The organism is Tardiphaga sp. 42S5, from assembly GCF_034044155.1.
GTDB classification, from domain to species: Bacteria; Pseudomonadota; Alphaproteobacteria; order Rhizobiales; family Xanthobacteraceae; genus Tardiphaga; species Tardiphaga robiniae.
Map to the genome: position 1 here is coordinate 4,642,253 of NZ_CP139027.1, position 11,526 is coordinate 4,653,778.

Consider the following 11,526-nt stretch of genomic DNA (forward strand, 5'->3'; position numbering starts at 1 on the left):
AGCGACAGTCGCCAAAATTTGCGCCGAAATTTTCCGGAGGATTCCATGACCGCGTATGACCCCAACAACATCTTCGCCAAGATCCTGCGCGGCGAATTCCCCTGCTACAAGGTCTATGAGAATGACCACGTGCTGGCGTTCCTGGACATCATGCCGCGCTCCCCCGGCCATACGCTGGTGATCCCCAAGGCGCCCGCGCGCAACATCTTCGACATCACTCCGGACGACTACGCCCATGTGATCCGCGCCGCCCACAAGATCGCCGCTGCCTGCAAACAGGCCTTCAAGGCCGACGGCATGACCGTCGCGCAATATTCGGAAGCGGCCGGCGGCCAGGTGGTGTTTCACCTGCACATGCATGTGATGCCGCGCCACGACAATGTCGGCCTGCTGCCGCCGGCATCGCGCAAGGAAGACCCGAAGGTGCTGGAAGACAACGCGACGAAGCTGATCGCGGCGCTGGCGGCGATTGGGTAGATCGTCGCCTGTCTTACCTCGCCCCGCTTGCGGGGAGAGGTCGAAACCTGAGCGATAGCGAAGGCTTCGGGTGAGGGGGAGCCAGTGTTTCACTCACTGGCTCCCCCTCACCCGTCTCGAACGCACTCCGTGCGTTCGATCCACCCTCTCCCCGCAAGCGGGGCGAGGGAAACTACTCCGTCTGGAAATCCCCCGGCTGCAGAGGCGCCAGCGGCGTGAATTCGCAGCGGTCCGGCTTCACATCGAGCAGCGGCGTCTCGTCGAGGCAATCGAGCCCGCGGACCAGCACGGTCGATCCCTCGATCCCCACCAGCTTGACCATGGACGTGCCGAGCGGATTGGGCCGCACCGGCGTGCGCAGCGAGAAGATGCCGCGCGCATTGCCGTCGTTCTTGGGGCTCTGCAGCACCAGGTCGCGGCGCGACAGATGCAGCCAGTAAATCACTTCGAGATGCTTGTAGAGGTCGAGGTCTTTCAGCCCCGGCACCCATGGCTCGAAGATCTCGAGCCGGCACACCGGGCCGTCATGGCGGCCCTGCCGCGGCGTTTCCAGCCGCGACGTCCAGGGCGTGCGGATGCGCCCGATATAGACGAGGCCCGCATGGTTCGGCTTCGGTGCATCGACGGCGCGTTCACCGGCGCGGATTTCACTTTCACGAACCATTGGTCACCGTTCTTGTATCCTGTCGATCAATCCAGCGAGATGTTCTGCGCCTTGATCACCTTCGACCACCGGGCCCGGTCTTCGTCAACGAATTCGTTGATCTCCCTGACCGTCTTCGGCCGCAGTACGGGGAAGCCGATCTTCTCCAGCGATGCGCGGAACGTATTGTCGTTCAGGGCGCGGTCCATGCTGGCCATGACCGTCTTCACGACATCGTCCGGCAATTTCGACGATCCCGCCAGACCGAACCAGACGCCGACCTGATAATCGGGATAGCCGCTCTCGATAACGGTGGGCACATCAGGTAGATCGGGACTGCGTTCTTTCGAACTGACGCCGAGCGGGCGCAACAACCCGGCCTTCACCGGCGGCAGCGCGGTGGAGAGCGTATCGAACATCACCTGGATATTGCCGGAGAGGAGATCGGTCAGCGCCGGTCCCGCGCCCTTGTAGGGCACATGGGTCATGTCGACGCCGGCAATCTGCTTGAACATCTCGCCCGCCAGATGAATCGTGCCGCCGGTGCCGGCCGATCCGAAATTCAGCTTGCCGGGATTGGCCTTCGCGTAGGCCACGAATTCCTTCACCGTCTTGGCCGGCACGGACGGATGCACTTCCATCACCACAGGCAGATCGGTGACCACCGTCAGCATCCGCAGATCCTTCTGCGGATCGTAGGACAGCTTTTTGTAGAGCAGCGGATTGAGCACCATGATGGATGCAGCCGTAACAAACAGCGTGTAGCCATCGGGCTCTGCACGCGTCACCATTTCGGCGGCGATGGCGCCCTGCGCGCCCGGCTTGTTCTCGACGATCGTCGTTTGCTTGAGGTCGCGGCCGAGATAATCCGCCACCAGACGCGCGAGCACGTCGGTCGGCCCGCCGGCTGCATAAGGCACCACGAGCTTGATCGTGCGCGTCGGATATTCCGCCGCACGGGCGAGCGGCGCGGCAAAACCCATCGCGGCGATGACGATGCTGGTTATCAAGGCAGAACTTGCGCGCAATCTCATATCGTCTCCCAACCCCTATTTTTAAGTTGAGCGGAGACTATCGCGTTCACGCAGTCATACAAGGCCGATACAGCCTGACGCTGTCGTCTATCAACCGAGGATGTATTTGCCGGTGACCATCACCAGCTCGCCGCATGCGACGCCGAGAAAGATCGAGCGCCAGAAAGCGACGAAGACGACGAGGCCGACAGCGACCGCACCATAGCGCAGCGGCGGCGGAATACTCGCGAGTGCGCCGGGCGGCACGACCAGAATTTGCGCGATGACGCCGGCGAGGATCGCGGTGGCCACCGCCCTCACCCAGACCAATATCTCGGACTCTTCATCGACACCACCGCCGAGCCACAGGCCAAGCATGCGCCAGACTTCATTGGGCAGGAAACCCGCCAGCAGCAATACGACGAGCGCATGCCAGTCGCCGATGAAGTCGCTCATCGCCGCCTCCATCGATGCACGCCATAGGCAATCGTCCCGGCGGAGACGCCCGATATCAGAATATCGACGCCGGTGTTGAAGAGCGACACGACAGGAAACAGCGCGAGACCGAGCACGAGCGACACGACATCGGCGAGCTGTTTGCAGTTGCGCGCCGTCGATAGCAGAAATGCCAGCGGCGTCAGCAACAGGATCGCCGCGCCGAACAGCGGCGGCAGATTGGCTGCGAGATGATAGCCGATGAACGTCGCGGTCAGGGACGACAAGACGAGTCCGAGGCCGAGACCGTTGACGAAGGCGATGCGTCGCTCGCGTGGGACCAGCGGCATTAACCGGAAGCATTCCACCCACAGCGTCACTGCGATGAAATGCGACGGCAAGATCAGTTGCCGCTTTTTGGTCTCCGGCATGCGCAGCATCGGCAGCACCGACACCACCATTGGAAACAGACGGATCGCACTTACGGTGACGGCGAGTGCCGCCTGAATGACCGTGGCGCCGGAGCCGAGCGCGACGAGAAGAATAATCTGTGCGGGGCCGGCCCAGACGAACAATGTGCTGGCCAGCGCCCAGAACAGGCTGAAATGCGTGTCATGAGCCAGCGCGCCGATGCCGATATAGGTCGCGAACAAGACCAGCGTCAGGATGGTCGTGGTGATCGACCGCATGCCGTAAAGGAAGGCCGCCGCACTGCCCTGCCATCTCGGTGAATCCAGCGCAGGAAGCGACACGTGGGTTTGTTTCTTCTTGGTTGATCCGACGTGTCATAGGCTGCCGAAAGCCGCCGGCGTCAAGAGGCGCCAATGCATGGGGTGCCAGCAGTCACGCTCTGCCGTTGCGCAGCACCAGACAGCCTTGCCCGGCCCGGCGGATCTTGCCGCAGAGATCGTTGGCCTCGTCACGCGTGTCGGTCCCGATCCTCACCTGGTAGAAGGTTCGCGTGCCGCGGCTTCGGAACAGCGAACTCAGCAGGTTGGGATCGCGTTCGCCGACCACCGTGCGCAAGCGCAGCATCACACGCGCGTAGGACATCAGAGCACGGTCACGATTGAAGCCTGCCGCCAGTTGCACGCCCCATGGCCGTGCTTCGCCAAGCTTCACGCGCGCTTCCAGTTGCGTGACGAAGGGATTGGGCGCGCGCTGCAGGAGTGCCATCAATTCACGGCAGCTCGACGTCGCGGCACGCGGCGGCGTCTTGCCGTTACGGCCCGCAGCCTGCCAGTCCTCGACCGTCGCCCCGGTGATCGCGGAGACGTAGTTGCGGGTCTCGCCGGGCATGTATCCCTTGCCGTCGAGCCAGTCCTGCACGCGGCGCGGTCCTGCATTATAGGCCGCAGCCGCGAGGCCGAGATTACCGAACTGGTTGCGCAGCTCGCTGAGAAACTCCGCCGATTTCGGCAGCGCCTGCACCGGATCGAACGGATCGAGCAGACGCCGCTCATTGGCCGTGCCCGGCATGAATTGCGCGATGCCCTGTGCGCGCTGGCCATTGCGCGTCACGGGACCCACGGCATCGGGCTGAAACCGGCTTTCCTGCCAGATCACACGGGCGAAGAATTCCAGCGGCAGGTCGTTGGCTCGCGCTGCAGACTCGATCATCAGACACATCGACTCGCGGGCACCACTGTCCCGCGCCAGATTGGGCTTTTCCGGAGTCGCCATTGGCAGCATCCGGTCCGCGCCGGGCTTCGCCAGTTCGCTGATCGGGAGCTCCTCGGCGCGCACGCCCGCGACCGGCGCAAGCAACAGCGCCGCGAGGCAAATTATCCGGCCGATGATGCTTCCGAACGCCATGCCTTATCCCGCGCGGATTCCCCGCGCCTTGACAGCGGGACCCCAGCAGCTAGCTATGAATGAAAGACGGCAAAAGCGGGAGTGCAAACAATGGCCGACGCGCGCGACGACACATCCGGCTTTGCCAGCGACGACGATGTTCCAATCCAGTATATGGCCCGCACCCGCGCCTATTATCAGGCGATCGGCTATGACGTTCCCTATCGCTGGTCCCACCACATCGACGCGCCGTTCCAGCCGCTCAAGAAACCACTGGCGCAGTCGCGCGTCGCCATCGTCACCACCGCAGCGCCCTTCGATCCCGCCAAGGGCGATCAGGGTCCGGGCGCGCTCTATAACGGCGGCGCCAAGTTCTATCAGGTCTATGACGGCGATACGTCGGTCGATCATGACCTGCGCATCTCGCACATCGCCTATGATCGCGTGCACACGACGGCGGACGACAGCGGCACCTGGTTTCCCCTGCCCGCGCTACGCGCACTCGCGGCGTCGGGCCGCATCGGCAGTGTCGCGCCGCGCTTCTATGGCGCGCCGACCAATCGCAGCCACCGCGTGACCCTTGAGACCGACGCGCCGGAGATCGTCAAGCGCGCCAAGGCCGATGGTGTCGATGTTGCGGTGCTGGTGCCGAACTGCCCGGTCTGCCACCAGACCATCAGCCTCGTCGCCCGCGAGCTGGAGGCCAACGGCATCTCCACTGTGGTATCGGGCTGCGCCAAGGACATTGTCGAACACGCTGCCGTGCCCCGTTTCCTGTTCAGCGACTTCCCGCTCGGCAACTCCGCCGGCAAGCCGCATGATAAGGCCTCCCAGGCGCAAACCCTGGAATTGGCGCTGCGCCTGCTGGAATCCGCCGTGGGTCCGCAGACCACCCTGCAATCGCCGCAGCGCTGGGCCAAGGACGCGGTCTGGAAGCGCGACTACAACAATGTTGCCCTGCTCAGCGCCGAGGAACTGGCGCGCCGCCGGGCCGAATTCGACAAGCAGAAGGACATTGCCCGGGGATTGCGCGAGACGGCGGCCTGAGCCCGTCCTGAGGCCGATCACCCCGTCTTTCGGCGATCGCCCTTAACTTTGGTTTACGTTAAATCCGCTCAATCCGCGCGAGAGCCTTCCCCGCCGGATGGAACTGCGTACAGTCCCCGCCTGTAACCTCAGGGGGCATCAGGACATGGACGAGCGGCGCAAGAACGTCAGGGACAAGGTGATCTACGGTGCCGTCGCGTCCAAGGACCAGAAGGCCAAGGAATGTGTCGTGCGCGACATTTCCGAAGACGGCGCCCGCATCGAATTTGGAAGCGGCGCGCGACTGCCAAAGGATGAGCTGACGCTCAACATCGCGCGAAAGGGCCGTTCGTTCCTCGCCAGGATCGTCTGGTGGCGCGACAACATCGTCGGCGTCGCCTTCACCGATCCGCCGGTGGAGAGCAAGGAAAGCTCCGACATCGAAGAGCGCCTGCGCAAGAGCGAGAAGAAAAAGCGCGAATTGCAAAAGCAGATTCAGAAACTGCTGGGGCAGTAAGGCGTTTGGCCAAATAACAAAACCGCAAACTCAGCCCTCATCCTGAGGAGCGCGCTTGCGCGCGTCTCGAAGGATGGGTGCATATGCATTCATGGTTCGAGACGGCGCCGAAGAGGCGCCTCCTCACCATGAGGACAGAGAGCGTATCCCCCAAAACAAAAACGGCCGGTGATCTCTCACCGGCCGTTTTCATTTGTTCAATCGCCCGATGGCTTACGCCTTCTCCAGCGGTCCCTTGGCCGAACCCGAGCCCTTACCCGACTTCGGCTTCTTCGCCGCGCCGCGCTTGGCCGGCAGCTTCTCCGGCTTCGGCGTCACGGGACCATCGACGAATTCGAAGCCGATGCTTTCCTGCTCGACACCGAGCACCGCCTCGTCCTTCTTCAGGATGACGCGGACATGACCGCCATTCTTGAGCTTGCCGAACAGCAGTTCGTCGGCCAGCGGCTTCTTGATGTGCTCCTGAATCACGCGGCCCATCGGGCGCGCACCCATCTGCTCGTCATAGCCGTGCTGGATCAGCCAGGCCTTGGCGGGATCGGACAGTTCGATGGTCACGTCGCGATCTGCTAGCTGGGCTTCCAGCTGCAGCACGAACTTCTCCACCACCATGCCGATCACATCCGAATTCAGATGTGCGAAGGACACCACCGCATCGAGGCGGTTGCGGAATTCCGGCGCGAACTGCCGGTTGATCGCCTCCTGATCCTCGCCTTCCCGCTTACCGCGGGTGAAGCCGAAGGCCGCGCGTGCCATGTCGGCCGCGCCGGCATTGGTCGTCATGATCAGGATCACGTTGCGGAACGAGACCTGCTTGCCGTTGTGGTCGGTCAGCCGGCCGTGATCCATCACCTGCAGCAGCACGTTGTACAGATCCGGATGCGCCTTCTCGATTTCGTCGAGCAGCACCACGCAATGCGGATGCTGGTCCACGCCATCGGTGAGCAAACCGCCCTGATCGAAGCCGACATAGCCGGGAGGCGCGCCGATCAGGCGCGACACGGTGTGCCGCTCCATATATTCGGACATGTCGAACCGAATAAGCTCGACACCCAGCGACGATGCCAGCTGCTTCGCCACTTCGGTCTTGCCGACGCCGGTGGGGCCCGAGAACAGATACGAGCCAATCGGCTTCTCCGGCTCGCGCAGGCCGGCACGCGCTAGCTTGATCGATGCCGCCAAGGCCTCGATCGCCTTGTCCTGTCCGAACACCACGCGCTTCAAAGTCGACTCAAGATGTCGCAGCACCTCGGCATCGTCCTTCGACACGCTCTTGGGCGGGATCCGCGCCATGGTCGCGATCGTGGTCTCGATTTCCTTGATGCCGATTGTCTTCTTGCGCTTGCTCTCGGCCACCAGCATCTGCGCCGCACCCGACTCATCGATCACGTCGATCGCCTTGTCCGGCAGCTTGCGGTCGTGGATGTAGCGCGACGAGAGCTGCACCGCGGCCTCGATGGCCTCATTGGTGTATTTGAGCTTGTGGTAATCCTCGAAATACGGCTTGAGGCCCTTCAGGATCGAGATCGCATCTTCAACGGTCGGTTCGTTGACGTCGATCTTCTGGAACCGGCGCACCAATGCGCGGTCCTTCTCGAAGTGCTGGCGATATTCCTTGTAGGTGGTCGAGCCCATGCAACGGATCGCTCCCGAAGCCAGCGCGGGCTTGAGCAGATTCGAGGCATCCATCGCGCCGCCCGAAGTGGCGCCGGCGCCGATCACAGTGTGGATTTCGTCGATGAACAGGATCGCATTCGGATGCGCTTCGAGCTCCTTGAGCACCTGCTTCAGGCGTTCCTCGAAGTCACCGCGATAACGCGTGCCGGCCAGCAGCGTGCCCATGTCCAGCGAGAACACAGTGGCGGCCGACAGCACTTCCGGCACGTCGCTGTCCACGATGCGCTTGGCCAGACCTTCGGCGATCGCCGTCTTGCCGACGCCGGCTTCGCCGACGAACAGCGGATTGTTCTTCTGACGGCGGCACAGGACCTGGATCGCACGGTTGATCTCGGCCGTACGCCCGATCACCGGATCGATCTTGCCGTCACGCGCTTTCTTGTTGAGATTGACGCAATAGGTATCGAGCGCCTCACCCTTCTTCTTGGCGTCGTCGCCGTTTTTGGTCTCGGTCTCTTCGTCAACGCCGCGCACCGGCCGCGCCTCGGAAACGCCCGGCCGCTTGGCAATGCCGTGGCTGATGTAATTCACTGCGTCATAGCGCGTCATGTCCTGCTCCTGCAGGAAATACGCGGCATGGCTTTCGCGCTCGGCGAAGATCGCGATCAACACATTGGCGCCGGTCACTTCTTCGCGACCCGACGACTGCACGTGAATGACGGCGCGCTGGATCACGCGCTGGAAACCTGCGGTCGGCTTGGCGTCATCTGCGCCATCCGTCACCAGGTTTTCGAATTCGGTTTCGAGATAATTGACCAGGCTGCCGCGCAGCTTGTCGAGATCGACGCTGCACGCCCGCATCACTGCCGCTGCGTCGCTGTCATCCACCAGCGACAGCAGGAGATGTTCCAGCGTCGCATATTGGTGGTGTCGCTCGTTCGCAATCGAGAGCGCCCGATGCAGCGATTGTTCAAGGCTTTGAGAAAAAGTTGGCATTCCGCATCCTCGTTGGCCCCCACCATCATGATCGTCGTTGCCGGGTCAGGCAACAAGAACCTTTCTCGCATATAGTGATGTCTGATCGTGGTGAAAGGCTGGTTCCCGCTGGTTGTTGTGACGTCTCCGCAGAGCACGTCTGTTCATTCCAGCGCATTGTCACATGCGCTGTTGACGCAGCCGAACGACCGCGTTCGACTCACATCAGTTCAATGCAAGACCCGTTCCCAGTTTCCGGGAATTCACGCGAGGCTACTTCTTTTCCATCACGCATTGCAAAGGGTGCTGGTGCTTGCGCGCAAAATCCATCACCTGCGTCACTTTGGTTTCGGCGATCTCATAGGTGAAAACGCCGCATTCCCCGATCCCGTGATGATGAACGTGGAGCATGATCTGCGTCGCCGCCTCGGCGTCCTTCTGGAAGAACTTTTCCAGCACATGGACGACGAATTCCATCGGTGTGTAATCGTCGTTGAGGATCAGCACGCGATACAGGTTGGGACGCTTGGTCTTGGGTTTGACCTTGGTGATGACCGAGGTGGCCGGCCCACCGGGCGCATTGGACCGGTTGTCGTCCTCTGCCATGCCACGCGGCCGCCGGCGGCGATCGTCGAGGGCGCCGGCCACAGGCATCAGGATGCCGTCAGGCATGAATTTCGAAGGTTTCTGGAACATAGCGCCTGTATAAAAGTCCCTAGCCGATATTGGCCAGCCCCGAATTGACAGCGTCCCCAGCCACGACGTGCTGCCGGACGCCTCGGGCACAGAGGCGCCCCGGGTCGCCGCATGGGTGCGACGCTGTCCGTTACAGGACCGATGGAGCCAATATGGGTTCCTGTGGCCGTTCTCGCAAGCACACTGCAAGCACCTGGAATGGCTCGCCACGCCCCCGCCTGATGGCCCCTCGGTCCGGTCAGGGTTAACCGATCGTGCCCGATTTGACCGGATAAGCAAACGAGCCATTTAACCGTCGTTCACGATAATACCGGGCGCTGACGCAGCGGCAGGCCAATAGTTGGCCTTTTACCGATTTTCTGAGGACGCCTTTACCACCTGTTCAGCCGCCGCCCCCGAAATGACCGCCAGAAACCCACCATTGGCGGTCACGATGTTTATTCAATCGATTTTGAGCCAGACGAAGAGCATCGCATCCCGATTTGCACGCCACGACGGCGGCAATATCGCGATGACCTTCGCTGTCGCTCTGGTGCCCCTGCTCGGCTTCGTGGGTGCCGCTGTCGACTACTCCCGGGCCAACGCTGCCCGCTCGGCGATGCAAGCGGCGCTCGACTCTGCAGCCTTGATGGTTTCGAAGGACCTGTCCGCCAATCCGACGATGTCGGCGACCGATGTCACCAACAAGGCGAAGGCCTATTTCAACGCGCTGTACACCAACACGAATGCCGGCCAGATCACGGTGACGGCGAGCTACACGACCAACACCAAGGACGGCTCCACGGTCACGGTCAACGGCTCCGGTGCCGTCGCAACCGATTTCATGAAGATGGTCGGCCTCCCGCAACTAGGGATCGGCAGCGGCTCGACCACGACCTGGGGCTCGACGCGCATGCGCGTCGCCATGGCGCTCGACGTCACCGGGTCGATGGGTATGGGGACCGGCAAATTGAAGGCGATGCAGGACGCAGCAACGGGTCTCATCAAGACGCTGAGCGCCAACTCGCGCATGACCGAGGACACCTATATCTCGATCATTCCGTTTGCGCAGATGGTCAATGTCGGTGCGTCGAACAAGAACGCGACCTGGCTCAAATGGGACGAATATGGATCCTGCAGCTATCCGTACTACGACACCAAAGCCGAGTGCCAAGCGGCTGGCCAAACCTGGAACGCGAGCTCCAACAAGAACGCCTGGAATGGCTGCGTCACTGACCGCGATCAGCCTTACGACACCACCAACGAAGCCCCGTCGGGCACAGCACGTTATCCGGCCTACCAGTACAATGCATGCCCCTCAGCCATTCTTGGGATGACATCGGCTTATGGTGCTGCCAACGTTAAGACGCTGACAGACAAGATCGATGCCCTGTCGGCGAATGGCGGCACCAACCAGCCGATCGGCATGGCCTGGGCTTGGCGCACCTTACAGATCGGTAGCGATCCATTCCCGGCACCGGCCAAGGATTCGAACTACAAATACACAGATGCACTTATCATCTTGTCGGACGGCATGAATACCAAGGACCGATGGTACGGTGACGGCGCCAATTGGTCGACACTGGTTGACGATCGACAGAAGTTACTGTGTGCCAATATCAAAAAGCTGAACCCGGTGACCAACAAGCAGGACACCGTGATCTATACGATCCAGGTCAACACGGGCGGCGATCCGGAGTCCGCAGTTTTGAAATCCTGCGCCGATCCCGGCAATTTCTTTCCTACAAGCACCAACGCCGGCATCGCCGACGCCTTCAAGGCAATCGGCAACTCGCTCAACGCATTGCGCGTGTCAAAGTAAAGCGGCGGCGACACCTTCAAACAAAAACGCCCGGCCATCAGGCCGGGCGTTTTGATTTGAAAACCGTGTCGCGTCAGCGCGCCGGGGTCATTTTGGCGACGAAGCCTTCGAACGGCTTGTAGGCCTGCTTGGCGAGATCGACATAGAGTTCGCTGATCTTGTGCGATTCAGTGACGAAGGATTCATAGGCCGACTTGGCGTATTCGGTCTGCACTTCGAGCACCTTGTCGAGCGACTGCACGCCGGACAGCTTGGTCACGAAGGCGTTGCCGTCCTCGAACGACTTCTTGGTGTAGTCGCCAACCGCGACAGCGATAGCCTGTGCACCGTTCTGAAGCGTGGCCGCCGATGCGACTGCACTCTCGAACTGCTCCTTGCCGTACTGCTGGATGTCTTCGACCTTGATCACTGCAAATCCTTTCCCGGATTGGACGGGTCAGCCGCGGCCGGGTGGACCCCGGTCTGATCTGACCTGCCCATCTATCGTGCGGTGCACAATGACGTCAAGAATCCTGTGCGATGCACAATTTTT

Annotated in this window: 12 protein-coding genes; 4 read left to right on the top strand and 8 right to left on the bottom strand. The window is 61.7% G+C overall.

What is annotated here, in order from left to right; genetic code table 11:
- Positions 1 to 45 precede the first annotated feature (45 nt).
- Positions 46 to 477: an HIT family protein gene (locus SFY93_RS21695; RefSeq protein WP_320444560.1), complete on the top strand. Its 432-nt coding sequence runs from the start codon at positions 46 to 48 to the stop codon at positions 475 to 477.
- 172 nt (positions 478 to 649) lie between these two features.
- Here the strand turns inward: SFY93_RS21695 and tsaA are convergent, their stop codons facing one another.
- The 5 genes from tsaA to SFY93_RS21720 form a co-directional block, all read right to left on the bottom strand.
- Positions 650 to 1,141 carry a tRNA (N6-threonylcarbamoyladenosine(37)-N6)-methyltransferase TrmO gene (tsaA, locus tag SFY93_RS21700; RefSeq protein ID WP_320444561.1) on the bottom strand — a complete coding sequence of 164 codons (492 nt, stop codon included), beginning with the start codon at positions 1,139 to 1,141 and terminating at the stop codon, positions 650 to 652.
- Between the two features lie 26 nt (positions 1,142 to 1,167).
- Positions 1,168 to 2,154 carry a Bug family tripartite tricarboxylate transporter substrate binding protein gene (locus SFY93_RS21705; RefSeq protein WP_320444562.1) on the bottom strand — a complete coding sequence of 329 codons (987 nt, stop codon included), beginning with the start codon at positions 2,152 to 2,154 and terminating at the stop codon, positions 1,168 to 1,170.
- A gap of 90 nt (positions 2,155 to 2,244) precedes the next feature.
- Positions 2,245 to 2,589: a branched-chain amino acid transport AzlD family protein gene (locus tag SFY93_RS21710; protein ID WP_320444563.1), complete on the bottom strand. Its 345-nt coding sequence runs from the start codon at positions 2,587 to 2,589 to the stop codon at positions 2,245 to 2,247.
- The gene (locus SFY93_RS21715; RefSeq protein WP_320444564.1) at positions 2,586 to 3,320 is read right to left on the bottom strand and encodes an AzlC family ABC transporter permease; all 735 of its coding nucleotides are present in this window, start codon (positions 3,318 to 3,320) and stop codon (positions 2,586 to 2,588) included. The genes SFY93_RS21710 and SFY93_RS21715 overlap by 4 nt, the downstream gene beginning before the upstream one ends.
- A gap of 91 nt (positions 3,321 to 3,411) precedes the next feature.
- A complete protein-coding gene (locus SFY93_RS21720; RefSeq protein WP_414716944.1) occupies positions 3,412 to 4,383 on the bottom strand; it encodes a transglycosylase SLT domain-containing protein in 972 nt (323 codons plus the stop codon).
- 90 nt (positions 4,384 to 4,473) lie between these two features.
- Between SFY93_RS21720 and SFY93_RS21725 the strand changes: the two genes are divergently transcribed.
- On the top strand, positions 4,474 to 5,409 hold the full coding sequence (locus SFY93_RS21725) for a glycine/sarcosine/betaine reductase selenoprotein B family protein (protein WP_320444565.1): 936 nt from the start codon (positions 4,474 to 4,476) through the stop codon (positions 5,407 to 5,409).
- Between the two features lie 145 nt (positions 5,410 to 5,554).
- A complete protein-coding gene (locus SFY93_RS21730) occupies positions 5,555 to 5,905 on the top strand; it encodes a PilZ domain-containing protein (RefSeq protein WP_068734400.1) in 351 nt (116 codons plus the stop codon).
- Between the two features lie 213 nt (positions 5,906 to 6,118).
- Here SFY93_RS21730 and clpA read toward each other — a convergent pair whose 3' ends face one another.
- Positions 6,119 to 8,518, bottom strand: coding sequence for an ATP-dependent Clp protease ATP-binding subunit ClpA (gene clpA, locus SFY93_RS21735; RefSeq protein ID WP_089263729.1), 2,400 nt, complete (start codon positions 8,516 to 8,518; stop codon positions 6,119 to 6,121).
- Positions 8,519 to 8,770: 252 nt separating this feature from the next.
- Positions 8,771 to 9,103 carry an ATP-dependent Clp protease adapter ClpS gene (gene clpS / locus SFY93_RS21740; RefSeq protein WP_068734422.1) on the bottom strand — a complete coding sequence of 111 codons (333 nt, stop codon included), beginning with the start codon at positions 9,101 to 9,103 and terminating at the stop codon, positions 8,771 to 8,773.
- Positions 9,104 to 9,626: 523 nt separating this feature from the next.
- Between clpS and SFY93_RS21745 the strand changes: the two genes are divergently transcribed.
- Positions 9,627 to 10,994 carry a TadE/TadG family type IV pilus assembly protein gene (locus tag SFY93_RS21745; protein ID WP_320444566.1) on the top strand — a complete coding sequence of 456 codons (1,368 nt, stop codon included), beginning with the start codon at positions 9,627 to 9,629 and terminating at the stop codon, positions 10,992 to 10,994.
- 73 nt (positions 10,995 to 11,067) lie between these two features.
- On the opposite strand, the gene SFY93_RS21750 is transcribed toward SFY93_RS21745, so the two are convergent.
- Positions 11,068 to 11,403, bottom strand: a complete 336-nt coding sequence (locus tag SFY93_RS21750) for a phasin family protein (protein WP_184517791.1) — start codon at positions 11,401 to 11,403, stop codon at positions 11,068 to 11,070.
- Between the last annotated feature and the right edge of the window lie 123 nt (positions 11,404 to 11,526).